Origin of the sequence: Amycolatopsis sp. cg9, assembly GCF_041346945.1 — a bacterium.
In the GTDB taxonomy this organism is placed as follows: Bacteria; Actinomycetota; Actinomycetes; order Mycobacteriales; family Pseudonocardiaceae; genus Amycolatopsis.
Map to the genome: position 1 here is coordinate 8,902,828 of NZ_CP166850.1, position 24,630 is coordinate 8,927,457.

20 protein-coding genes are annotated in these 24,630 nt (G+C 72.6%); 15 read left to right on the forward strand and 5 right to left on the reverse strand.

The genetic code is table 11. The annotated features are described in order from the left end of the window. Positions 1-128: 128 nt before the first annotated feature. The 7 genes from AB5J73_RS40875 to AB5J73_RS40905 all read left to right on the forward strand — a co-directional run bounded on the left by AB5J73_RS40875 (position 129) and on the right by AB5J73_RS40905 (position 8,741). Positions 129-1,376 (forward strand): glycosyltransferase, encoded by a 1,248-nt coding sequence (locus AB5J73_RS40875; RefSeq protein ID WP_370964362.1) that lies wholly within the window; start codon positions 129-131, stop codon positions 1,374-1,376. After that, on the forward strand, positions 1,373-3,475 hold the full coding sequence (locus tag AB5J73_RS40880) for an ArnT family glycosyltransferase (RefSeq protein WP_370964363.1): 2,103 nt from the start codon (positions 1,373-1,375) through the stop codon (positions 3,473-3,475). The genes AB5J73_RS40875 and AB5J73_RS40880 overlap by 4 nt, the downstream gene beginning before the upstream one ends. A 201-nt stretch (positions 3,476-3,676) precedes the next feature. Then, positions 3,677-5,605, forward strand: coding sequence for a glycoside hydrolase family 44 protein (locus AB5J73_RS40885; protein ID WP_370964364.1), 1,929 nt, complete (start codon positions 3,677-3,679; stop codon positions 5,603-5,605). 198 nt (positions 5,606-5,803) lie between these two features. Further along, a complete protein-coding gene (locus tag AB5J73_RS40890) occupies positions 5,804-7,252 on the forward strand; it encodes a non-reducing end alpha-L-arabinofuranosidase family hydrolase (protein ID WP_370973485.1) in 1,449 nt (482 codons plus the stop codon). A gap of 139 nt (positions 7,253-7,391) precedes the next feature. Further along, positions 7,392-7,673 carry a hypothetical protein gene (locus AB5J73_RS40895; protein WP_370964365.1) on the forward strand — a complete coding sequence of 94 codons (282 nt, stop codon included), beginning with the start codon at positions 7,392-7,394 and terminating at the stop codon, positions 7,671-7,673. Further along, positions 7,670-7,921 carry a hypothetical protein gene (locus AB5J73_RS40900; protein WP_370964366.1) on the forward strand — a complete coding sequence of 84 codons (252 nt, stop codon included), beginning with the start codon at positions 7,670-7,672 and terminating at the stop codon, positions 7,919-7,921. The genes AB5J73_RS40895 and AB5J73_RS40900 overlap by 4 nt, the downstream gene beginning before the upstream one ends. A 79-nt stretch (positions 7,922-8,000) precedes the next feature. Further along, positions 8,001-8,741 carry a ribonuclease activity regulator RraA gene (locus AB5J73_RS40905; RefSeq protein ID WP_370964367.1) on the forward strand — a complete coding sequence of 247 codons (741 nt, stop codon included), beginning with the start codon at positions 8,001-8,003 and terminating at the stop codon, positions 8,739-8,741. On the opposite strand, the gene AB5J73_RS40910 is transcribed toward AB5J73_RS40905, so the two are convergent. From AB5J73_RS40910 to AB5J73_RS40925, 4 genes are all read right to left on the reverse strand, one after another. Further along, a complete protein-coding gene (locus AB5J73_RS40910) occupies positions 8,738-9,997 on the reverse strand; it encodes a mandelate racemase/muconate lactonizing enzyme family protein (protein ID WP_370964368.1) in 1,260 nt (419 codons plus the stop codon). The genes AB5J73_RS40905 and AB5J73_RS40910 overlap by 4 nt on opposite strands. Continuing rightward, on the reverse strand, positions 9,994-12,012 hold the full coding sequence (locus AB5J73_RS40915; protein WP_370964369.1) for an ABC transporter permease subunit: 2,019 nt from the start codon (positions 12,010-12,012) through the stop codon (positions 9,994-9,996). Before AB5J73_RS40915 ends, AB5J73_RS40910 begins: the two co-directional genes overlap by 4 nt. Then, positions 12,009-13,433 (reverse strand): ABC transporter substrate-binding protein, encoded by a 1,425-nt coding sequence (locus AB5J73_RS40920; RefSeq protein WP_370964370.1) that lies wholly within the window; start codon positions 13,431-13,433, stop codon positions 12,009-12,011. The genes AB5J73_RS40915 and AB5J73_RS40920 overlap by 4 nt, the downstream gene beginning before the upstream one ends. A gap of 250 nt (positions 13,434-13,683) precedes the next feature. After that, positions 13,684-14,430 (reverse strand): FadR/GntR family transcriptional regulator, encoded by a 747-nt coding sequence (locus AB5J73_RS40925; protein WP_370964371.1) that lies wholly within the window; start codon positions 14,428-14,430, stop codon positions 13,684-13,686. Positions 14,431-14,502: 72 nt separating this feature from the next. On the opposite strand from AB5J73_RS40925, the gene AB5J73_RS40930 reads away from it, so the two are divergent. From AB5J73_RS40930 to AB5J73_RS40945, 4 genes are all read left to right on the forward strand, one after another. Continuing rightward, positions 14,503-15,660, forward strand: coding sequence for a mandelate racemase/muconate lactonizing enzyme family protein (locus AB5J73_RS40930; protein WP_370964372.1), 1,158 nt, complete (start codon positions 14,503-14,505; stop codon positions 15,658-15,660). A 199-nt stretch (positions 15,661-15,859) separates the two neighbouring features. Further along, positions 15,860-16,609, forward strand: a complete 750-nt coding sequence (locus AB5J73_RS40935; RefSeq protein ID WP_370964373.1) for a GAF and ANTAR domain-containing protein — start codon at positions 15,860-15,862, stop codon at positions 16,607-16,609. Next, complete coding sequence (locus AB5J73_RS40940; protein WP_370964374.1) at positions 16,606-17,964, forward strand: SpoIIE family protein phosphatase; 1,359 nt, start codon at positions 16,606-16,608, stop codon at positions 17,962-17,964. Before AB5J73_RS40935 ends, AB5J73_RS40940 begins: the two co-directional genes overlap by 4 nt. A gap of 432 nt (positions 17,965-18,396) precedes the next feature. Then, positions 18,397-19,896, forward strand: coding sequence for an FAD-dependent oxidoreductase (locus tag AB5J73_RS40945; protein ID WP_370964375.1), 1,500 nt, complete (start codon positions 18,397-18,399; stop codon positions 19,894-19,896). A gap of 92 nt (positions 19,897-19,988) precedes the next feature. Here the strand turns inward: AB5J73_RS40945 and AB5J73_RS40950 are convergent, their stop codons facing one another. Further along, the gene (locus AB5J73_RS40950; protein WP_370964376.1) at positions 19,989-20,600 is read right to left on the reverse strand and encodes an HSP18 transcriptional regulator; all 612 of its coding nucleotides are present in this window, start codon (positions 20,598-20,600) and stop codon (positions 19,989-19,991) included. A gap of 103 nt (positions 20,601-20,703) precedes the next feature. Between AB5J73_RS40950 and AB5J73_RS40955 the strand changes: the two genes are divergently transcribed. The 4 genes from AB5J73_RS40955 (at position 20,704) to AB5J73_RS40970 (ending at position 24,623) form a co-directional block, all read left to right on the forward strand. Beyond that, complete coding sequence (locus AB5J73_RS40955; RefSeq protein WP_370964377.1) at positions 20,704-21,141, forward strand: Hsp20/alpha crystallin family protein; 438 nt, start codon at positions 20,704-20,706, stop codon at positions 21,139-21,141. Positions 21,142-21,226: 85 nt separating this feature from the next. After that, entirely contained in the window at positions 21,227-21,655 is a 429-nt protein-coding gene (locus AB5J73_RS40960) for a DUF6292 family protein (RefSeq protein WP_370964378.1), read from the forward strand. Further along, positions 21,652-22,119, forward strand: a complete 468-nt coding sequence (locus AB5J73_RS40965) for a DivIVA domain-containing protein (protein WP_370964379.1) — start codon at positions 21,652-21,654, stop codon at positions 22,117-22,119. Before AB5J73_RS40960 ends, AB5J73_RS40965 begins: the two co-directional genes overlap by 4 nt. 233 nt (positions 22,120-22,352) lie before the next feature. Next, complete coding sequence (locus tag AB5J73_RS40970) at positions 22,353-24,623, forward strand: PASTA domain-containing protein (protein ID WP_370964380.1); 2,271 nt, start codon at positions 22,353-22,355, stop codon at positions 24,621-24,623. The last annotated feature ends 7 nt before the right edge of the window (positions 24,624-24,630 follow it).

A 24,630-nucleotide genomic window follows, 5' to 3' on the forward strand; every position in this document is an offset into this window, starting at 1 on the left:
GATCCACTTCTCATGATCTTCTCAGGGGAATTCCAGGCGCTTCTCACGATCGGTAGCCCACCGTATGGGCTACGTAACCGGTCACACAGCGTCGTGCTCGGCCGAGAACCAGCGAGAACGGAGGGCGCATGTCGGTCGGCGCGACCGGGGGTCTCCGGACCTCCCCCGAACACCGTGCCGCGACGGCGACGGTGGACATCGTCGTCCCGGTGTACAACGAGGAACGCGCACTGCCCGGTTGCGTGCGCGTGCTGCGCGAGTTCCTCCGCGACCACTTCCCGTTCGGCTGGACCATCGTGGTCGCCGACAACGCCAGCACGGATCGGACGCTCGAGGTCGCCGAGGCCCTCGCCCGCGAGCACGACTCCGTCCGCGTGCGCCACCTCGACCGCAAGGGCCGCGGCCTGGCCCTGCGCGAGACCTGGCGGGCCAGCACCGCCGACGTCGTCGTGTACATGGACGTCGACCTCTCCACCGGGCTCGACGCGCTGCTGCCGCTGGTGGCTCCCCTGGTCAACGGGCACTCCGACCTGGCCATCGGCTCGCGGCTGGCCCCCGGGGCGCGCACGGTGCGCGGGCCGAAGCGGGAGTTCGTCTCCCGCTGCTACAACGGGCTGATCCGGCTGAGCCACCGCGCCCGCTTCTCCGACGCGCAGTGCGGGTTCAAAGCCGCGCGCACCGACGTCGTCCGGCCGCTGCTGGACCACGTCGAGGACGACGCCTGGTTCTTCGACACCGAACTGCTGCTCCTGGCCGAGCACAACGGGGTGCGCGTGCACGAGGTCCCGGTCGACTGGGTCGAGGACACCGACAGCCGCGTCGACGTCGCCAAGACGGCGCTCGACGACATCCGCGGGCTGGTCCGCGTCGCCCGCGCGAAAGCGGCCGGCACCGCGCGGGTGCCGGACCTGCCCCGCCGGCCGGCCCCGCGCGCCGCGCACCCCGACGCGGTGCTGGGCGAGCCGGACGGCGGCCGGCTGTGGGAAGTCCTGTCGTTCGCGGTGATCGGCGTGCTCTCCACCGTCGCGTACCTCGCGCTGTACGGGCTCCTCCGGCTGTGGTGGCCGCTCCTGGCGGCGAACCTGGCCGCACTGGTGCTCACCACACTGTTCAACACCGAAGCCAACCGCCGCTTCACCTTCGCCGGCGCGGGCGTTCCCCGGCGCAAGGCGCACCTGCAGGGGCTCGTGGTGTTCGGGCTCTACTACGCGTTCACCTCGGCCGCGCTGCTCGCGCTGCACGGGTTCGACCCGTGGCCCGGACGCGCGCTGGAGCTGGTGGTGCTGTCCGGGGCCTCGGTGCTGGGAACCGCGGGCCGGTTCGTGCTCCTGCGCGGCTGGGTCTTCCGCAAGGACAACCGAAAGGAAGCAGCATGACAGTCGCCGCCGACCACGCGGCACCCGCCGGCCGCGTCGCGGTTCCCCGCCGGACGAGGTGGCGGGCCTGGGCGCTCGCCGGGATCTGCGTCGCCGCGGGTGCGCTCTACGCGTGGCGGATCGGCGCGGGCCAGCTGGGCAACACCTACTACTCGGCCGCCGTGAAGTCCATGACGGGCAGCGTCACGAACTTCCTGTTCGGCTCGTTCGACCCCTACGGCGTGTTCACTGTGGACAAACCGCCGATGTCGCTGTGGCCGCAAGCGCTTTCGGTGCTGGTGTTCGGCTTCCACGGCTGGGCCCTGCTGCTGCCCCAGGTGCTCGAGGGCGTCGCGGCGGTCTTCCTGCTGCACCGCGCGGTACGGCTCTGGGCGGGCGAGAACGTCGCGCTGCTGGCCGCGCTGATCCTGACGCTGACCCCGATCACCGTCGCGATCAACCGGGACAACAACCCGGACACGCTCCTCGTGCTGCTGCTCGTCGCGGCGGCCTACGCGTTCACGCGCTCGGTGCGGGCGGAGGCGAGCCGTACCCGGACGAAGTGGCTGCTGTGGTGCGCCTTCTTCATCGGCTGCGGGTTCGTCACCAAGATGATGCAGGCGTGGATCGTCGTCCCCGGTTTCGCGCTGGCGTACCTGGCCGGGACGACCGCGCCGGTCAAGCGGCGGATCCTCGACCTGCTCGGGGCGGGCGTCGTCCTGTTCGCGTCGTCGTTCTGGTGGGCGGCGCTGCACGACTGGTGGCCCGGGGCCAAGCCGTACATGGGCGGCAGCACCGACGGCACCGCCTGGAACCTGATCTTCGGCTACAACGGCTTCGGCCGGGTCTTCGGCAACGAAGGCAACCCCGGGGGCGGCGGACCGCGCCCGGACCTGCCCGAGGGGATCACCCCGCCGTCCGGGATGGGCGGCGCCGGCGGGATGTTCGGCGGCGACACCGGGCTCGGCCGCATGTTCGGCGCGTCGGTCGGCGGGCAGATCTCGTGGCTGCTGCCGCTGGCGCTGGTCGTCCTGGTGGTCGTCGGCGCTCAGGGTGTCTCGCGGCGGGCGGCGAAGCGGCCGGGCGACCCGGCGCTGCGGGCCGGCTGGTTCGCGTGGGGTGGGTGGCTGCTGGTGACCGCGCTGGTGTTCAGCTACGCGCAGGGCATCTGGCACCCGTACTACACGACGATGCTCGCCCCGGCGATCGCGGCGATCTCCGCGGCCGGGCTGGCGCGGTTCTGGCGTGCCTACCGGCGCGACGGGGCCGCGGAGTGGCTGCTGCTCCCCGCCGTGGTGGCGCTGACCGCGGCGTGGGCCTTCGTGCTGGCGAGCCGCGATCCTTCGTGGCAGGGCTGGACGCGCTGGGCGGTCCTGGTGGCCGGCGTGGTGGCGGTGGCCGGGCTGCTCGCGGCCCGGCTCGCCGAAGCCCGCCGCGCGGCGCTCTCGCGCGTGTCGCTCGTGCTCGGACTGGTCACCCTGCTGCTGGTCCCGGCCGTGTGGTCCACGGCGACCGCGGCGACCGGCGAGAACCTCGGCGTGATGCCCGCCGCGGGCCCGGGCGGCGGCTTCGGCGGGATGCGCCCGGGCGGCACCAGCGGCTTCCCGGGCGACCTGCCGCAGCTGCCCGGCGGGTTCCCGGGTGGCACCGGCGGTGACCGCGCGGAGCTGCCGGGCGGCGGCGGGTTCGGCGCCATGATGGGCGCACTGGACGGCAAGCTCACCGACGAGCAGCGCCGCGTCCTGGACTACGCGAAGCAGCACAGCGGCGGCGCGGAGATCGCCCTGGCCGTCGACGGCTCGGCGAGCACGGTGGCGGGCTTCATCATCGGCTCCGGCGAAACGGTCATCGGCATGGGCGGTTTCATGGGCAGCGACGACTCGCCCTCGGTCGGCCAGCTCCGGCAGTGGACGGCCGAGGGCAAGCTGAAGTTCGTCCTCGACGGATCCGGCGGTAGGCTGCCGGGCGTGAACGGCGGCGCCGGACAGCGGCGGCGGCAGTGGATCGAGCAGCAGTGCACCGCCGTCGACCCGGCGGCCTACGGCGGGCAGGCCGCCCGGCCGGACGACCAGGCCGGGCCGATGGGACTGGCGCAGACCCTCTACGAGTGCCACGCGTGAGCCACCCCACCGTGAAAGTTTCACGGTGGGGCGCCCCGGCGCCGGCCGGGACGGCCGCGGGTAACTCCCTGCCGCACAACGAAGTTCGCGCGCCACGTCGTGCCACGGCGGGTCGCCGGCGGCTTGACCCCGCTCCCCCGCCCGTCGACCATGCGGTCGGCACCGGGAAATCTCCCGGTGCCGGATCCCGTGGAGGCGTCCGTGCCGACTGTCCGGCGATGGCGGAAGCGACGAGCGGTCCTGGCGGCCGGCCTGGGTGCGTCCCTCGTGGCGGCGCTGCTCACGGACCGGGCGGCCGCGGCGGCCACCGGGCCGGCGCTGTCGGTCGACGCGTCCGCCGCCCGGCACGCGATCAGCCCCGACATCTACGGCCTGAACGGCGGTGATCCGGCGTTCAGCGCCGAAATCGGCCAGCCGGTGGCGCGCTGGGGCGGCAACGCGGCCAGCCGGTACAACTTCAAGAACCACACCTACAACACCGGCAGCGACTGGTACTTCGAGAACATCGTCGCCGACGAGGAACACTCCGTCGAGGGAATGGTGGGAGCCGCCCTCGGCCGCGGCCTCAAGCCGGTCGTCACGGTGCCCCTGAACGGGTGGGTGGCCAAGGATTCGCCGGCGGCCCACCCGTTCGCCTGCGGGTTCCCGGCCACCCGGTTCCCGCGCCAGGACGGCTTCGACCAGTGGGACGCCAACTGCGGCAACGGCAAGCTCGACGGGCAGAACCTCACCGCGGTGCCCACCGACAGCTCGATCGAAGCGGACGCGGCGTTCGACGGCGAGATGGTGTCGCACCTGGTGGACCGGTTCGGCCCGGCGGCCCGCGGTGGCGTGCCGATCTACGAGCTCGACAACGAGCCGGTGCTGTGGTCCAGCACCCATCGCGACGTGCACCCCGCGCCGGTCACCGACGACGAACTGGGCGGCAAGGGCACCGCGGCCGCCGCGGCGATCAAGGCCGCCGATCCCGGCGCGGCGGTCCTCGGCCCGTCCGGCTGGGGGTACTGCGAGTGGGTCGCCTCCGGCGTGGACGGCTGCGGGCCGGGTCCCGATTCGGCCGCGCACGGCGGGCTCAACCTGTCCCAGTGGTACCTGAAGACCATGAAGGACTACAGCGACGCCCACGGGGGCAAGCGCTTCCTCGACTACTTCGACCAGCACTTCTACCCGCAGATCAGCGGGGACGAGGATCCCGCGGCCAACGCGTTGCGGCTGCGGTCCACCCGGTCGCTGTGGGACCCGGCCTACGTCGAGGAGTCCTGGATCGGGCCCAGCGGGGTCAACGCGCCGCCGCTGCAGTTCATCCGCACGATGAAGTCGTGGATCGCGCGGTACAACCCCGGCACCAAGACCGCCATCACCGAGTACAACTGGGGTGCGCTCGACACCATCAACGGTGCCTTGGCGCAGGCCGACGTCCTGGGCATCTTCGGGCGTGAGGGCCTCGACCTCGCCACGATGTGGGGCGAGCCCGAGCCGACCGATCCGGCGGCGTTCGCGTTCCGGGTGTACCGCGACTACGACGGCGCGGGCGGCCGCTTCGGCGACGTCAGCGTGTCGGCGACCGCCGCCGATCAGGACCGGCTGGCGGTGTACGCGGCGCAGCGCTCCGCCGACCAGGCGCTGACCGTCGTGGTCGTCAACAAGACCGGCGACGACCTGACCTCCCCGCTCTCGGTGGCCGGGTTCGACGGCGCCGGTGCGGCGCAGCGGTTCACCTACGGCCCGGCCGATCCGGGGGCCATCGTGCGCGGCACCGATCTCCCGGTGGGCGATGGCCACGTGGACGCGACGTACCCGGCGAACTCCATCACCTTGCTGGTGCTGCCGGCGGCCGGCTGCTCGGCGAGCCTGCAGGTCAACGGCGACTGGGGCACCGGCCACGTCGCGACGGTGACGGTCACCGACGACCGCCGCACGGCGCTGACCGGGTGGCGGGTCGGCTGGACGTGGCCCGGCGGCCAGCGGGTCACCGGTTCGTGGAACACCACCCTGAAGCAGAGCGGCGCCTCCGTGGTCGCCGCGGACGCCGGGTGGAACGGCAGGCTCGGTGCGGGCGGCAGCACCACCTTCGGGTTCCAGGCGACCGGCGGGGCGGCGCTGCCGGTACTGACCTGCACCCCCGCCTGAGCGCACCGGCAGCCGTGTAACTTTCACGCCCCGGCGGACCCGGGACGGTGGCCGTGAGGTGGCAAAGCCGCCCGCCGGGGCCCGGGTGGGCCGGGGCGTGGATTGACAAACCTTCTCCGCCGCGACCACCCTGGCGCGGCGCATGTTAGCGATAACAATCGGTTCGCTCACGGGACTGCCGGTCGGGAGAACGTCATGATGAACAGAAGAAGGATCAGCCGCAGGATTCGCTTCCTCAGCGCGGTGCTCACCGCCGCGGCGACCGTGGTGGTGACGGTGACGCTGGGGGCGGGCGCGGCCGCGGCCGACGTCACCGGCGCGCTGCGCGGCGCCGGTTCGGGCCGCTGCCTGGATGTCGTGAACTCCAGCCAGGCGGACGGCGCCGCCCTGCAGATCTACGACTGCTCGGGCGGCGCGAACCAGCAGTGGACGTCGACGTCGAGCGGCCTGCTGACGGTGTACGGCGGCAAGTGCCTGGACGTGCCCGGCAGCGCGACGACCGCGGGTACCCGGGTGCAGATCTGGACCTGCCACGGCGGGGCCAACCAGCAGTGGCGGGTGAACTCCGACGGCACGATCGTCGGCGTGCAGTCCGGGCTCTGCCTGGACGTCACCGGCGCCGGCACGGCCAACGCCACCGCGGTGGCGATCTGGACGTGCAACGGCGGCAGCAACCAGAAGTGGACCGGCCTGTCGAGCACGCCCACGACGACGACCACCACCACGACCGGCGGCGGCAGCGGTTGCGCGCTTCCCTCGACGTACCGCTGGTCGTCGACGGGTGTGCTGGCCACGCCCAAGAACGGCTGGGTCTCGCTCAAGGACTTCACCAACGTCGTGTACAACGGCAAGCACCTCGTCTACGCGTCCAACGTCTCGGGTTCGTCGTACGGCTCGATGGCCTTCAGTCCCTTCACGAACTGGTCCGACATGGCCTCGGCCGGGCAGAACGGGATGAGCCAGGCCGCGGTGGCGCCCACGCTGTTCTACTTCGCGCCGAAGAACATCTGGGTGCTGGCCTACCAGTGGGGCGCCTGGCCCTTCATCTACCGCACGTCGAGCGACCCGACCAACCCCAACGGTTGGTCGTCACCGCAGCCGCTGTTCACGGGCAGCATCTCCGGCTCCGGCACCGGCCCGATCGACCAGACGCTGATCGCCGACGGCTCGAACATGTACCTGTTCTTCGCCGGTGACAACGGCAAGATCTACCGGGCGAGCATGCCGATCGGGAACTTCCCGGGCAGCTTCGGCGCTTCGTACACGACGGTGTTGAGCGACTCGACCAACAACCTGTTCGAGGCGGTCCAGGTCTACAAGGTCCAGGGCCAGAACCAGTACCTCATGATCGTCGAGGCGATCGGCGCGAACGGGCGCTACTTCCGCTCGTTCACGGCGAGCAGCCTGAGCGGTTCGTGGACACCGCAGGCCACCAGCGAGAGCAACCCGTTCGCGGGCAAGGCCAACAGCGGCGCGAGCTGGACCAACGACATCAGCCACGGCGACCTGGTCCGCACCAACCCGGACCAGACCATGACGGTCGACCCCTGCAACCTGCAGCTGCTCTACCAAGGCAAGTCCCCCACCGCCGGCGGCCCCTACGACCAGCTGCCGTGGCGGCCGGGAGTCCTGACGCTGCAGCGGTGATCGCCTCCGCCTGACCGGCCACCTGTGCCGGGAGGAACCCCAGCCACGCAACCGGCTGGGGTTCCTTCCTTCGGGCCACTGCGCGGCGAACGGGGTACTCTGGCGGTGCCCGGTACACCGGGCCGAGGGGAGCACAGCAATGGAAAAGAGCAAGAAAGTCGCGCGCAAGCAAGCGCTTTCCGCACCCGGATGGGTGCGGCGGTCCGGAACGGCACTCTCGTTGGCGGCCTTGGCCGGCTCGTGCGCGGTCGCCGTGGCAACGCCGGCCGTGGCCGCACCGATGCGTCCCACCGGCCAGTCGAGCGTCCAGACGACCTGCAGCACGTGCAACGGAACCCGCTACCAGAGCCTCCTGGACCCGGCCGTGTACCTGGTGATCGACGGCTTGCGGCACCACGTTCCCGACAGGGCACCTACTTGAACCTGTGGCGGACCTGGGACGGGCTGAACCGCTACGGTGACGGGATCGACGTCGGCGAACCGCTGTTGAGCGGCGCCTACCTCGCACGCGAGATCGAAACGGGCCGGGTGTACCTCGTGGGCCGCAGCAAGCGCTGGATCCCGGACATGGCGGTCTTCAACCTGTACCAGTTCGATCCGCAGAAGATCGTGGACAAGTACCGCAGTCAGCTTCCGGGCCAGGGTCCGGACATCCCGACCGCGAGGTAGCCGACCGGCCGGCTCGGGAATGCCGGGCTACGCTCGAATCGACAGTCACGGTCAGCGCGGATCCGAGGGAGCCACCGACGTGGTCGAGACGCCCGACATCGCCCGCCCGCCCGCCGAGCTCAGTGCGGCCCTCGCGGCCATCGGCAGTGCGACCGCCAGCGGTGAGCTCAGCCGCATGGGCATTCGCAGCGCCTTCATCCGGGGCCCGGTTTCGGTGACCCCCGGGGTGCGCGTGGCCGGTCCGGCGCTCACGCTGCAGTTCCTGCCGAAGCGCGAGGACCTCTACCCCGTCGACGAGTACGAAGAACCGGAAAAACAGCTGCACCGTCACGTCATGTACCACGCCCGGCCCGGCGACATGATCGTCGTCGACGCGCGCGGGGACATGAGCAGCGGGGTGTTCGGCGAGATGATGCTGACCTACTTCAAGGGCCGCGGCGGCGCCGGGGTCGTGGTCGATGGGTGCCTGCGCGACACCGGCGAGGCCAAGCAGCTCGGCCTCGGGTTGTGGATCCGGGGCGCCACCCCGAACTTCCACGCGCAGACCGGCATCGTCCCGGCCGCCGTCAACGTCCCGGTGGCGTGCGGTGGCACGCTCGTCGAGCCGGGCGACATCGTGGTCGCCGACGACGACGGGGCCGTCGTGGTGCCGGTCAAGCTCGCCCCGGCCCTGGTGGCCCACGCCCGGGAACACGCGGAATGGGAGGAGTTCTCCCGGATCCGGCTGGCCGAGGGCGGCGACCTGCGGCGCTACTACCCGCTGTCGGACGAGGCCCGGCCCGAGTACGAGAAGTGGCGGGCCGAGCGGGACCGCGCCTAGCTCCACAGCCGGTCGTGGCTCGACTCGGCGTCCCAGTGCGTCGTCTCGGCGAAGAACACCGGATCGCGCGGGTCGAGGTGGCGGCGCAGCAGTTCCTCGTTGAGGTCGCCGAACCCCAGGCCCGGCGTGTCCGGCACCGCGATGTGGCCGTCCCGGATGAGCGGCCCGGTGACGAGGTCGCTCCAGAACTCGACGTCGGCCGCGTGGTGTTCGAGGGCGAGGAAGTTCTCCGTGGCGGCGGCCAGGTGCACGCACGCCATCGTCGCGATCGGCGACGCCGCCAGGTGCAGCGCCATCGCGATCCCGCGTTCCTGCGCGTAGTCACCGAGCCGTTTGGTCTCCGCGATCCCGCCCGCCGTCGCCGGGTCCGGGTGCACGACGCGGATGGCGCCGGCGTCCAGCAGCGGCCGGAACCCGTCGACCAGGTAGATGTCCTCCCCCGTGCACGTCGGGACGGCGACGGCCGCGGTCAGCCGGCGCCACTGGTCGGTCAGCTGCCACGGGATCAGGTCCTCGATCCACGCCAGGGTGAACGGTTCCAGCGCACGGCCGATCCGGATGCACGAGTCGAGGGCGATGTGGCCGAAGTGGTCGGCGGCGAGCGCGACGTCGTAGCCGACGACCGAGCGCACGACGTCCACATAGGACGCCAGGTGGTCGGCGCCCTTCGCGGTGACCTGGATACCGGTGAACGGGTGCATCGTCGTGGCGTCCGCGCGGGCTCCCGGCGGCGCGATCAGCGCGCCCGGCACGTCCCACAGCAGGTCGGTGCCGACGTCCATCTTCAGCATCGTGAACCCGCGCCGCTTGCGCTCCAGCAGCCGGGCGCCCATCGCGTGCGGGTCCGGCAGCGACGGCGTGTCCGCGTAGCAGCGGATCTCGTCCCGGAACCGGCCGCCGAGCAACGCGTACGCGGGCACGCCGTACGCCTTGCCGGCCAGGTCCGTCAGCGCCATCTCCACGCCGGAGACCCCGCCGCCCTGGCGGCCGTGGAACCCGAACTGCTTGATCTTGCGGAAGATCTTGCCGACGTTGCACGGGTTTTCGCCGACGAGCCGGCTCTTCAGCATGAGCGCGTAGGTGGCGCTGGCCTGGTCGCGCACCTCCCCGTAGCCGGCCAGTCCCTGGTTGGTGTCGATCCGGACGATCGACGAGCGGAACGGCACGCCGGTCAGGGTGGCCACGCGCAGGTCGGTGATGCGCAGGTCGCTCGGCCGGGACGCCGTCGCGACGTGCTCCTCCGTGATGGCGCTCATCCCTTCACGGCCCCCGCGGTGAGGCCTTCGGTCAGGAACCGCTGCCCGAACCCGTACATGAGCACGACCGGGATGCTGACCAGCAGCGAGGCCGCGGCCAGCTGCCCCTGCGGCACGACGTCGCCGAAGATCATCGACTGCATCCCGACCGGGAGTGTCTTGTAGTCGTCCTTGGTAATGAACACGAAGGCGAACAGGAACTCGTTCCACGCGTTGGTGAGCGTGAACAGCGCGACCGCGAGCAGGCCCGGTTTGGCCAGCGGCAGCACGATCCGGCGGAACGCCCCGAACCGCGTGCAGCCGTCGACCAGGGCGGCCTCCTCGAGGTCGGCCGGGATCGACTTGAAGTAGCCGACGAGCAGCCACGTCGCGAACGGCAGGGTGAACGTGGGGTAGGCGAGCACGAGCGACCACAGCGAGTCGTTGAGCCCGATCCCGCTCATCAGCTGGTAGAGCGGGATGAACAGCAGCGCGCCCGGCATCACGTAGGTGAGCAGGATCGTCACCGTGAAGCTCTCCGAACCCCGGAACTTCAGGCGCGCCAGCGCGTAGCCGGCCAGCGCCGCGCAGACCAGTGCGATCGCGGTGGACGCCACCGACACCAGGATCGTGTTGACGTACCAGGTCCCGAACGCCCGGCCGGTGAACAGGTTGGTGAACTGCTCGGTGCTCCACGGCGTCGGCCAGAGGTCGTCGGTGCGCGCGACGATCTGGTCGTCGGACTTGAAGGCCGTGATCGTCATCCAGTACAGCGGGGCGAGCACGAAGCCCAGCAGCCCCACGAGCGCGATCCCGGAGCCGGCGCCGCCGGCCAGGCGCGCGGCGAGCCGGTTGCCCCGCGTCGCGAGCACGGAGACGACCCGGCCGACGGCGGCCGCGAGCACCACGAACACGCCCAGCACGAGCGCGGCCTTCCAGACGATGTGCGGCGACGCCCAGACCAGCAGGAGCACCGCGGCCGCGACGATCACCCACGGCAGCACCCGGCGCTGGGCGGGGCTCAGCCGCCGCTGCCCCAGGTCCGCGGCGCCCGGCTGGTCGCTGCGGCGCATCATCCGCACGAGGATCACCACCAGGACGGCGATGATCGGCAGCATCACCAGCGTGACCGCGGCGCCCGCGCCCAGCTGCAGCTGCTGGATGGCCTTCGAGTAGGCCACCATCACGTACGGCGCGGTGGCGTCCCCCGGCCCGCCCTGGGTCATCAGCCAGATCAGGTCGAAGTTGTTGAACGTCCAGATCGACGAGAGCAGCACCGTCACGATCATGACCGGACGCAGCCCGGGCAGCGTGATGTGGACGAAGCGCTGCCACGGCGAGGCGCCGTCCACCATCGCCGCCTCGTGCAGGCCGCTGTCGATCGCCTTGAGCCCGGCCAGGAACGTCACCGTGAAGAACGGGATGCCCTTCCAGACGTTGACCAGGATGACCGCCGGCATCGCGAGCGCGGGATCGGACAGCCACTCCGCGGGCCACTTGTCGACGAGCCCCATCGCGGCGAGGGCGGGCCCGATCCCGGAGTCGGTGAGCAGGACGTTGACGCTGCCGAAGATCGGGTCGAACAGCGACCGCCAGGTGAAGGCCGTGACGACCGTCGGGATCACCCACGGCAGCAGGATCAGCCCGGCGAGGACCGCCCGGCCGCGGCGCATGTGGTGCAGCATCAACGCGGCGATGAGCCCGAAGGTCACCTTGAAGATCTCGGCGTAGGCGGTGAAGACGAACGAGTTGAGCACGCCTTTGTGGAACAGGCCGTCGCCGATGAGCGCGGTGTAGTTGTCCAGCCCGACGAAGACCGTCCCCGCGCCGTGGCGTTCCGTGGCGCTGGTGAAGACCGAGCTGATGATCGGCACCAGGATCAGGCCGGCGACCAGCAGCAGCGTCGGCCCGATGAACACCGCGGCGAGGCGCCAGTCGCGCCCGAGCCGCCGCTGGGCCGGGGTGAGCGAAGACGACCCGCGCGGCGCCGGCCGGGCCGGCGCCGGCGGTGTCGTCTTCGGACGCAGGACGGTCATTGCCGGTAGCCCTGCTGTTCGAAGATCCGGACGATCCGGGTGTGGGTCGCGGCGACGGCGTCGGCCGGCCGGGTGCCCTGGATGACCGACTGCATCATGTCGGTGAGCAGGTAGGCGGCCAGGGTGGCCTGTTCACCGGGGCTCGGTGCCTGGGGGAACGCGTAGCCGGTCCTGGTCTTCACCGGGAGCTGTGCGCGGGTCTGCTCCCGCAGCGCGGGGAAGGCCGGGTCGCCGCCGGTGTAGTACGGGTCGGAGTCCCACACCTTCGTCCACGAGGGGTTGACCAGGCACGGTGCTTCCTTCGCGACCCCGAGCAGCGCGGTCCCGCCGACCATGAACTTCGCCACCAGCTTGGCCAGGTCGGGGTTCTTCGCCCCCTTGAACACGACGAACGAGTTGGACTCCCCGTACGCGAGCGGCTGGTCGATCGCCGGGCCGGTGGCACCGTTGAACACGTGGGTGTTGGCGTACACCGGGTTCTTCTTGGTCTTCGAGTCGGCGTAGACGCTGAACTGGTTGAGCGTGAGCCCCAGGATCTGGGCCAGCCAGTTCTCGTTGTTGCTCGAGTCGGTCCAGCTGCCGATCCCGGGCGGCAGCATCGGCTGGTACTTCGGGTTCGTGTAGATGTCGCCGATGAACGTGACGGCGGCGACGGTCTCCGGCGAGTTGAACACCACCTTCGTGCCGGTGTTGTCCGCGATCGCCCCGCCGTAGGTGTTGATGACGTTCTGGATGAAGCCGTTCGCGTCACCGGAGCGGTTCACCGTGAGCCCCCAGCCGAAGCGCCGCTTGCCGGGGTCGGAAACCGCCAGCGCGTTGTCGCGCAGCTCTTCCCACGTGTAGTGGGGTTTGAGCGGGAGCCCCTGCTCCTGGTACCAGTCCTTGCGCAGGTACATCCCGGACGCGATGAAGTGGTACGGGATCGCGAACCAGCGCCCGTCGACCACGCAGTAGTCGTTCGCCTCGGTCGCGGGTTCCCCGTAAAGCGCTTTCATCTCGGTGACCACGTCGGTGACGTCGGTGAGCGCGCCGAGGTTGTGGAGCTGGCCGACGAACCGCCGGTCGCTCATGAAGGCCAGGTCGCGGTTGGTGCCCGCCTTCACCTCGGCGTCCATCTTCGCGACCATGTCACCGGCGTCGCCGGAGACCAGGTCGTTGCGGACCGTGGTGCCGGTGGCCTGGGCGAACACCTGCAGCGACTTGTCCAGCGCCTTGTTGGCGGCGTCCGAGTACAGCTTCTGCGAGAGCATCCCCACCGACCCGCCGCGGAGCGCGGCCGCCTGGTCGAGCAGCGCCTTCGGCACCTGGACGTCGACCTGCGGCGGGGCGGCCGGGCCGCTCCCGCACCCGGCGAGCCCGAGCACGCCCAGCGCGCTCACCCCGAGGAAGGTGCGTCTCGACCAGTCCGTTTTCTCTTCCATGACCACTCCTCTCGCGTCCGATCGAGCGGACGCGTACCGACGGGGCGACGGTGCACCCGGCGGGGACAGCGAGGCGAGTGCCGCGCTGCGGGTCGTTCATGCGGCGAAGAACGCCGAACTGCTGATGCGTTGTCCTGCAACGGGTTCGGGCGGTGGGCCGATCAGTCCCGGGCGGACCGGTGGGATCGCGGGTGCTGCCATGCCTCGTCCGTCCTCGTCATCGGTTCCGGAACTCGGTCGTGCAGTGCGCCTAACGCCGCCGGGCGGCCCGCTTGCTTCGCTGCCCCTTCTCCGCGAGGAGCGTGGAGTAGTTGTTGCTCAGGTGCCGGCGCATCGCCTCGCGGGCGGCCGCCGGATCGCGCGCCACGAGCGCCTCGTAGATCTCCGTGTGCTGGGCGGTGGCGCGGCGCAGCCCGGCCGGCGCCTCGTTCGTGACGCGCCGGCTGGCCGTGCCGAGCCAGCGGGCGGAGTACATGATCCGGTCGAGGATGCGGTTGTCGGCCGCCCGGCAGATCTCCATGTGGAATTCGTGGTCGACCTCGAGGTAGGCCTCGGGATCCGTCTCGAGCGCCGACATGCGGCCGATCTCGGCCCCGAGCCGGGCCAGCGTCTCGTCGGTGATGCTGGCCGCGGCCATGGCGGCCAGCTCGGGCTCGAGCAGTGCGCGCATCTGGTGCAGTTCCTGCAGCAGCTCGTCGACGCTCTCCTCGGGCAGCCACTCGATCAGCAGCGGGCTCAGGTAGTCCCACTCCGCGCGGGGGCGCACGACGACGCGGCGGCCCTGCGCGACGTCGACGATGTCGAGCGAGGCGAGGATCTTGAGCGTCTCCCGCGCCACCACGCGGGACACCCCGAACTCACTCGAGATCTCGAGCTCCGAAGGGGCCCGGCCGTCCTCGATTCCGCCGCTGACGATCCGCCGGGTCAGGTGGGCCGCCACCTGCACCGGAAGGGTCCGGACCTTGACAGCGTCCGGAGACTCTTGTCTCCTTGGCATGTCATCAGCTTATCGGACAAGTTGGACTTCGCGACAGTCCGTTCTTCGGCACCACCCGGCGGCGGGAGAGCAATGCGGATCGTGAACGTCACGACGGCCGTGGTGGCCTACCACGGTCAGGCCACACTGCTGCGGATCGACACCGACGAGGGCCTCAGCGGGTTCGGCGAGGCCAATCCCGATGCCGGCGCGGGTGCCGTGGTCGGGATGATCGAGGCACTGACGCCGCTGCTGCTCGGCGAAGACCCGCGCAACGTCGAGCGGTGCTGGGAGAAACTACGGCGCAGCAAGGTCTTCGCGGGCGCCCAGAGCGGCGTGTTCGTGATCGCCCTGTCCGGGATCGAGCTCGCGCTGTGGGACCTGGCGGGCAAGGCCGCGGGCCAGCCGGTGTACCGGCTGCTCGGCGGGAAGTTCCGCGACCGGATCCGTCTCTACGCCGACTGCGGCGACGGCGACGACCCGGCGGGCTCGGTCGCCGGGTGCGTCGACCGGGCCCAGCGGATGGCCGCCGAAGGCTTCACGGCCCTCAAGTTCGACATCGACGACCTGCGCCACCCGGCCAAGTTCGACGCCTTCAACCACACGGTCAACGCCGCCGAGCTGCGCTCGATGGTCGAGCGCGTGGCCGCCGTCCGGGCGGCGATCGGCCCGGACGTCGACCTCGCCATCGACCTGCACGCCCGCTACGACGTGCCGAGCGCGTGCCGGATCTCGCGGGAGCTCGAGCCGTTCGACCTGATGTGGCTCGAGGAGCCGCTGCCGGCGGAGAACGTCGACGCGCTGGTGCGGGTGCGCGAACAGACCCGCACGCCGATCTGCGCGGGAGAAAACCTTTACCTGCGCTGGGGATTCCGCGAGCTGCTCGACCGCGGCGCGGTGGACGTGATCGAGCCGGACGTGCCGAAGTGCGGCGGCCTCGCCGAGGCCAAGAAGATCGCCAACCTCGCGGAGCTGCACTACATCCCCTTCGCGCCGCACCTGGTTTCGACGCCGCTGGGCACGATGGCCACGTCGCACCAGTGCGCGGCGATCCCGAACTTCTTCGTCCAGGAATGGCACGCCCTCGAGGAGCGCGCGGTGTGGGACAGCTACGTCCACGCCCCCGACGGGAGCGGCTCGATCGTCAAGGACGGCTACATCACGCTCCCCGACACCCCCGGCATCGGCGTGGAGCTCGACCTGGACGGCGTCCGGGCCCACGCCGTCGCGGGCTACGGGGTGTTCGAGTAGCGGCCCCGGCGAGGGGCGCCGCGCCGCTGCATCAGGATGCCCTTGGCCGGGCCGGTGACATCGGTCCGGCCGGGACACCGCGGCCGAACGCCGCCCGTTCCGGTCGGCTCGATCAGGCAGCTCTCCCGCGTGGCGTACCACCGCGAACCCGGCGCGTGATCGGGGTTTGGCCGCGCGGGCCGGATGGTAACCAGGCCCCATGTCGTCGCAGAACGGGCCGGCGCCCTTGCCGTTGGACGAGGAACTCGCCGCGGTGGCCGCGCGGGTGGCCGGGTTGCTGCTGCCGCGGGAAAGCGTGGAAGCGGTACTGGACCTGGTCGTGACCCTCGCCGTCCCGGCGGTTCCCGGGGTGGCCGGCGCGGGCGTCACCCTCGTGGACGACGCGGGCGGGTTCACCACGACCGCCGCTTCCGACGACGCGACGCGGGCGGCGGATGCCCTGCAGTACGAGCTGGGCGAAGGTCCGTGCCTCACGGCGCTGGCCGAAGGCACAACCGTGCGGGTCGACGACATCGCGATCGAACGCCGCTGGCGGCGGTGGTGCGCCGCCGCGGACGGCTCCGGCTTCCGGGCGGTGCTGTCGGTCCCCTTGCTGACGAACGACGACCGCCACGGCGCCATCAAGGTCTACGGCCGGCAGCCGGGCGCTTTCGGCGATACCGCGGAAGAGGTACTGGCGAAGTTCGCCGGCCAGGCCGCGACGCTCGTCGCCAACGCGCGGGCGCACGACCGGGCGGACCGGTTCAGCGACCTGTTCCTCGCCACCCTGCGGGAACGCGACACGATCAACCTCGCCAAGGGGGTGCTGGTGGAGCGCGACGGCGTCGACGAAGAAACCGCGTTCGGCACCCTGCTGGCGACGGCCCACGCCCGGGACCGGAGCCCGGCCGCCGCGGCGCGGGAGCTGCTCGACGCCGCACGCGACCGGCGAGCGGGAGCCGCCGGATGAAGTTCGTGTCCGATCACGAGCAGCGGCGGCTGGCCGGCGCGTGCTTCGCCCGATCAGGCCTGACCCTGGAACAGCTGTGGCTGCGCTACTTCGCCCTGGGCGGCCTCGCCAGCGCGCTCGACCTGGACGCCTACCTCCACGAGCTGCTCCAGCTCGCGCCGACGCAGCGGGACATGGTGGCGCACGCGGTCAACGAGCGCCTCGACGAGCTGACCGACCCGCCCCGCGCGCCCTACAGCCGGATCGAACGGCGGGCGACCCCGCGCCACGGCCCGCTTTCGGCCCTGGTGCGGCTGCTCGACGGGGCGCACCGCGCTCCCCCGGAACGGCTGCCCGCGCTCGTCGCCGACGCCGGCCGGGCGCTCGACGTCGAAATCGCCGTCTACCTCGCCGACTACGGCCAGCGGCTGCTCGTCCCGGCCACGGGCGGCGGCGCCCCGGCCCTCGACATCGAGACCACCACCGCGGGCGAGGCCTTCCGCCGCGCAGGCAGCCTCGTCACGCGCGAGGGCGGCCGGCCGAAGCTGTGGACCATCCTGCTCGACGGCGTCGAACGGCTCGGGGTGCTGGAAGTCGTCCCGACCGATGGCACCGATCCCGACGATCCGCTGCTGCGCGAGCAGTGCCGATGGCTGGCCGGGCTGCTCGGGCACCTGGTGACCGCGACGACCCAGTACGGCGACGGCCTCGACGTCCGGCGTCGGCGGCGGAACCGGGCCGTGCCCGCCGAGCTGCTGTGGCACAGCCTGCCGCCGCTCACCGGGGCCACGGAGGCCGTGACCGTGGGGGCGAGCGTGACCCCCGCCTACGACCTGCGGAGCGTCGGGTTCGACTACGCCTTGTCCGAGCGCACCGCCCAGCTGGCCCTGTTCGAGGCGCGCGCAGGCGAAGCGGGCAGCAGCGTGGCCGTGGTGGAAGCCCTGGCCGCCTACCGCGCGGCCCGGCTCGACGGCGCCGATCTGCCCGCGCAGCACCGGGCCCTGGACGACGTCGCCCCGGCGGACGGCTGCCTGACGGGCGTCCTGGCCGAAGTGGACCTGCGCAGCGGACGCCTGTCGTGGCTCGCCGCCGGCCACCCACCGCCCCTGATCGCCGGCGACGGCCGGGTCACCGAAGCCGCCGGCCCGGCCGGCCCCGCGTTCGGCACCGGCCCGGCGCCGGCGGTCGCGCACCACACCCTGGCACCGGACGACCTGGTCGTCCTCGTCTCCGAAGCCGCCCACCGCACCGTCACCGATCTGCTGCCCCGCAACACCGCGAGGCTTCCCCCGGAAACGGCGCGGGTGCTCACGCAAGCCCTCGGCGAAGGGCGCGAGGCGGGTGTGCTGCTCGCCCGGTGGACGCCGCCCCGGTGACGAAGCGGGGCCGCACCGGCACCGGCGCGCGGTGACCCTGGACGCGGCCCGACCAGGCGGGCACGCCGTCCTCGAGCACTCCGGAGTGGATGCCCACGACGCCGCGGTTCGTCGCGACGCCGGCCCGGTGATCGCGCGCAGCCGGCGCCGGGTCCGGCAGCTCCTCCGCCGGGTGAGCCGGGGCGTGCGCGGCTGCCTCGTGAGTACGCCGTGGCCGAACTCGGCGACGGGAGGACCGTGCGCTGCGGCACGACTTCCCGGACCTGCCCCGCCTCCGGTCCGAGCGGCCGGCTTTCGAGCTGCACCACCCGCACCTGCGGGAGCGGCTGCGGGCGGAGTGGCACCGCCGGCGCCACCACCGCGCCGGTCAGCCGGTTTGGCGCCGGTGTCCGGGGGTAAGCCCGCAGCGACGACCGAGAGGGGAACCCGCCCGTGAGCACGACGACCGCACAGCAGTCCCTGTGGCTGCACACCGTCCCGGACGCACCCGCGCACCCGCCGCTGTCCGGCCGCCACGAGGCCGAAGTCGCCGTCGTCGGGGGCGGTCTGGCCGGGCTCACCACCGCCCTGCTGCTCGCCCGCCGCGGCGCCGACGTCGTCGTGCTCGAAGCCGGCCGCGTCGGCGCGGGGGCGAGCGGCAACAACACCGCGAAGGTCACCGCCCTGCAGGCGACCCGCTACACCACCCTCGAACGGGAGCACAGCTCCGGCGTCGCCGCCGGCTACGCGGCCGCCGCCGCGGCGGGCGTGGAACTGGTGGCCGCGCTGGCCGAGGGGATCGACTGCGACCTGCACCGCGCGCCCGCCGCCACGTTCGCCCACACCGCCGGGGAAACCGCCGCCGTGCGCGCCGAAGCCGAGGCGGCCGAGCGCGCCGGGCTCCCCGTGGAGTGGACCGAACAGCTCGACGTGCCGTTCCCGACGTTCGGCGCGGTCCGCCTGGCCGGCCAGATCGTGCTGCACCCGGCGAAGTACGTCCGCGGCCTCGCCGACGCCTTCGTCGCCGCGGGCGGCCGGATCTTCGAGCACAGCCGGGTGCGGGACGTGTCCGTCACCGCCCCCTACCGGGCGCACACCGCGGACGGGACGCTCACCGCCCGGCAGGTGGTGATCGCCACCCACTACCCGATCCTGGACCGCGGCCTGTTCTTCGCCCGGCTCGAAGCCCAGCGCTCCTACTGCGTCGCGGCCCGGCTGTCCTCCGGCGCACCACCCGAAGACCTGGCGATCAGCGCCGGCAGCCCGGCCTGGTCGCTGAGCCGCCACGGCGACCACCTGATCGTGGGCGGCCAGAGCCACCCCGCCGGCGAACGCGGCGTGGACTTCGACCGTTACCAGGCCCTGGCGGACTTCGCGCACCGCCACTTCGACGTCGCCGAGATCACCCACCGCTGGTCGGCGCAGGACCCCCAGCCCTACGACCGCCTCCCGATGGCCGGCACCTACCTGCCCGGCGCGGCGAACCTGTGGGTCGCGACCGGGTTCGACAAGTGGGGCCTGGCGATGGGCACCGTCGCGGGCGAACTCCTGGCCGACCGGATCACCGGCGTCCCCCACCCGCACGCCGGCCTGTTCTCCCCGCACCGGGTCAGCCTGTCCGGCACCCCGGCCCTGCTGCAGCAGAACTTCGAGGTGGCGAAGGACCTCATCGGCGACCGCCTGGTCCCGCCCGACGCCGCCGACCCCGACGACATCCCCGTGGACACCGCGCGGGTGCTCCCCGACGGCCTGGGCAAGAAGGGCGTCTACCGGGACCGCGACGGCGTGACGCACGCCGTGTCCCTGCGCTGCACCCACCTCGGCTGCCTGCTGCGCTTCAACGGCGCCGAGCGCAGCTGGGACTGCTCCTGCCACGGCTCCCGCTTCGACGTCGACGGCACCGTCCTGGAGGGACCGGCGACCCGCCCGCTCCCCCGCCGCGATCCGGGGTGACCGGATTCCAGTGGTGAGGGCTGTGGGGTTTCGGCTCTGCTGCGCTGTTGTGACCGGCGCCGACCCTGGCACCGGCTCTGCGGCCACCGCGGTCAGCTCACCCGGCCACGACGGTTCCCAGCGGCATCCCGGCGCAGCCGCGCCGCCTCGGCGCCGATGTCCCCGAGCCGCTCGGCCAACCCCGCGTGAGCACGCCCCAGATGGCCCCGCACCGCCGCCAGTGGCGGCAGCAGGCTCGTCACGTCGTCCTCCCCCAGGGCCGCGCCGAGCCGGTCCGCGCTCTCCCGTCCCGCGGCGTCCAGGTCGTCCAGGGCGCTCACCTGCCCCGCCAGCTGCCGCAGCACCGAAGCGTTGCGCCGGGCCCACTCCGCCACCGCGCGATCCCCCGCGCGCCGGTCGCGTTCGGCGTCGACCCGGGCTTCGCCCGTCGCCTCCCCGGTCGCCGACGGCCGCAGCCGCAGGAACCGCCGCTCCGCGGCCTGGCGGCTCGCCACCCCCAGCGCCGGAGCCAGCACCGCCCAGCTCGCGCCCCCCGCGCGCGCCGCCGCGATCAGTTCCGGCTCCCAGCCGGCGAGCTGCTCCCGCGCCGATCGCAACGCGGCCAACGCGGCCAGCGCGTCCTCGGACGGCACGCCGCCGCGCCGGGCCGCGGTCACCACCTCCTGCACGCCCCGCACCACCCGGGCCGGGCCACCGTCCACCATTTGTCATCCCTTCGACGACTCGATACTTGTCATCCTTCCGACGACATGCTAGAACAGTCGTGCGTGTTGACACCAGTGCTGACGACCCCAGGAGGTGGAACCCATGTTGATGCGCACCGACCCGTTCCGCGAGTTCGACCGCTTCGCCCAGCAGGTCTTCGGCGGCCCCGGCACCTGGTCCAAGCCCGCCGCGATGCCGATGGACGCCTACCGCGCCGGGGACGAGTTCGTCGTCTGCTTCGACCTGCCCGGCGTCACTCCCGAGGCCATCGAACTCGACGTCGAGCGCAACGTCCTGACCGTCAAGGCCGAACGACGGCCCCACACCGGCGGCGACGACGTGCAGATGCAGGTCTCCGAACGACCCCTGGGCGTGTTCTCCCGCCAGCTGTTCCTCGGCGACACCCTGGACACCGACCGCATCGCCGCCGACTACGAAGCCGGGGTGCTGACCCTGCGCATCCCGATCGCCGAGAAGGCCAAGCCCCGGCGCATCGAAATCACCGGCACCACCGGCGACCGCAAGGAAATCCAGGCCTGACGACCACGCCCCGGGCCCGGACCGGCAACCCCGAGCCGGTCCGGGCCCGGGGCGCCGTCACGTTCCCGGGAAGGCACCTCCACCCGTGACCGCATCGCTGCACATCCCGACCGGCCACCCGCACCCCGCGCTCACCGCGCTGTGGACCCACCTCGCCGAAGTCACCGCCGCGCTCGGCATCGGCCCCGAATCCTGCACCGTCGACCACGACAGCCCGGTCTCCGCCTACGTCGCCCTCGACGAGCGGCTGCCCGGCTACCCCGGCCGCGACGTCGCGCTGCTGTGGGACGAGGTCCACGGCTGGGCCGCCGCCGTCGAAACCCACTCCGGCGAAGACCTGATCGTCCTGCGCTACCTCGGCGGGCCCACGATCGTTCCCCCGCCCGGAGATGTCGCCCGGTTCGTCCGGGCCCTGCACGAAGACGACCACCGCGTCGGCCGGCTCGACCCGCCCGCCATCCGCGCCGCCGCCGGGCTCGCCGAGCTCGACGCCGCCCTCCGGACGACGGCATGACCACCCGGGAACTGCCCCTGCCCACCAGTTTCGCGCTCACGGTGCGCGGCTACGACCGCGACCAGGTCGACGAGCACCTCGCCGACCTGCACGAGGACCTGCGGCTCACCACCCTCGACCGCGACGCCGCCCTCACCCAAGCGGAAACCCTCGCCCGGCAACTGGAAGCGGCGCGCGCGGAGAACGACGAGCTGCGCGCCCGGCTCGACCACCTCGTCCGCACCCCGGCGCACCCGGCCGCCGTGAGCGACCGCGTCCGCCGCCTGCTCGAACTCGCCCACGTCGAAGCCGACACCATCGTCGCCGCCGCGAGAGAACGCGCCGACGCCGTGCTGCGGCAAGCCCGGGCGGCCGAGCAGCGAGTGGCGAGCCGGCTGCGCGCGATCGACACCTACCTCGCCCACGCCGAACGCCACCTCAGAGAGGAACCCGCACCCCGCGCCGACCACCTCGCGGCCGCGTGAGTTCCGCGCCGGGAAAGATTCGCCGACGCAGTTGATTCGTGACCACCGCCGAGCGCCAGCCGACGTGATTTTTCTTCCACCTGAACGAAAACGGCCGCAACAACCGGCGCCGGAAATGATCGGCGTCCGAGTGTGGGTTTCACGACGAAGCCGCGCTCGTGGATATCGATTTTCGGAATGGGGAAACGAAAAACCCGCGTATTCTGGCCGCAACGGAAACGAGGGGGTGGGCCATGCGGACGCGGACCGGGCTGGTCGCGGGCGTCGCGGCGCTCGTGACCGCCGGCGGGCTGGCCGTCGCCGGGGCCGGGCACGGCTACCCCGCGCAGGACGTCCGGATGCGGTCCGGCTCCGCGTGGCTGGCTTCGGCGAACGTCGGGCAGGTGAGCCTGCTCGACGGGACGTCGGCCGAGGTCGCGGCGCAGGTCCAGGTCGGCGCGGCCGGGCACGCGCTCGACGTCGTCCAGCGGGACTCGACCGCCTACGCCGTCGACCGCACCGCCGGCAGTGTGCGCCGGGTCGACGGGGCGACGTTCGAACCCGCCGCGCCGGTCACACCGATCGACCAGGCGCGCGGCGGGCTGACCGCGTTCGCCGGCACCGACACTCTGTACACATTGGACACCCAGCGGGGACTGCTGGCCGGCAGCGATCCGCGCACCCTCGCCCCGCGTGGCGCCCCGCTTTCGCTGGCGGCGCGGCTGACCGCGGGCACCGCCGCCCTCGACGACGCCGACCGGCTGTGGACCGTCGACGACGCGACCGGTGACCTGACCTGGATCGCGGGCGGGGCCCGCACCACCCACCGCGGGCTGGTCCCGCCCGGCCGGACCGTCCTCACCGTCGCCGGCGGCGTGCCCGTGGTGGTCAGCCCCGGCGCACGGACCGCCACCAGCGTCTCGCCCCTGACCGGCGAGCCCACCGCCACGATCCCGCTCGACCTGCGCCCCGACGACGCCGTCCAGGTCAGCGGTTCCCCGCACCACGACCGGGTCTACGTCGTCGTCGCGCGCGGCCTGCTCGACATCTGCGACCTCGGCGCCGCGTCGTGCGACACCGTCGTCCCGCTCGACGCGGCGAACCGGCAGCTCGGCGCGGCCGTCGAGGCGGGCGACCGGCTGTTCGTCCCGGACTACTCCACCGGCCAGGTGACCATCGTCGACCTGACCCACCCGTCCGTGCTCGCCCGGTCGAAGGTGCTCACCCCGCCGGCGCCCTTCCAGCTGATCAACCGCGACGGGATCGTCTTCTTCAACGACCCCGCCACCGAACGCGCCGGCGTGATCCGCCTCGACGGCAGCGTCAAGCCGATCGCGAAGTACGACCCCGCGGACCCGCGCAAGGGGCTGCACGACGACCACCCGGCGCCGCCGGCTCCCCCGGCACCGAGCGGTCAGCAACCGCCCGCTCCGCCGGCACGAACCCCGCCGGAGACGACGCCGACCGGTGTCCCGGACCAGCCGACCGGGGTGCCCGCGGTCCCGCCCACCGGAGGCGAGCCCACGGCCGGCGCACCCCCGACCGGTCCGCCGGCCACCGCGCCGCGGCTGCGGATCACCGTGTCCAAGGCGGCCCCGCAGCCGGGCGAGGACGTCTCGCTCCGCGTCGACAACGCGGCGGGCGGCGCGCCGACCGCCGCGCGGTGGGACTTCGGGGACGGCGGCCAGGCGGACGGCCCGGCCGTGACGCACCGCTGGACCACCGAGAAGACCTACCAGGTGAGCGTGCGCGCGACCGCGGACGGGCAGGAAGCGGCGACGTCGGTCAGCGTGCAGGTCATGCCGCCGCCGTCGGTCACCGTGCCGGACGTCGTCGGCAAGCCGGAGGCGGCGGCGCGCGCCGCCCTCACCGCCGCGAACCTCGTGCCGGTGGTGACCCGCAGCGCGAGCACCACCGTCGCGGCCGGCGTCGTGCTCGGCCAGGCACCGGCGGCCGGTACGAGCGCGGCGCCGCACGCCCAGGTCACGATCACGGTTTCGAGCGGCAAGCCCGCGCCCGTCGACCTGATGGCCCGCGCGGCCGGCGCGGCCTGGACGACCGGCGCGGGCACCCTGCCGTTCAACGGCAACGACGGCGACGCCCGCGGTTTCGCGCTCACCCGCCACGGCCTGACCGAAGGCGGCTGCGGCCTGGAGGACGGCACCGCCCCGGACCCGTACCTGGAGACGCATCCGCAGTGGGTGGACAACGGCTTCATCAACGGCGTGTACGCGCTGCCCCGGCCGATCGTCGCGGGCGACCACTTCCGCTCGAAGATCGGCTTCGTCTGGTGCAACCCGGGCGAAGCAGGCGACGCGACCTTCGTCGTGTCCGTCATCGGTCCGGACGGCACGGTCACCGACGTCGCCCGGCTGCGCGACACCTCCGCGGACCAGGTGATGCACCAGCTCGACGTCGACCTCTCCGCCCACGCCGGGGCCACCAAGCTCCGGCTCCGGATCGAGGCGGGCGCCTCCGCCGGCCAGGACTGGGCGTCCTGGATCGGCCCGCGGATCGACAGCTGAGCACGGC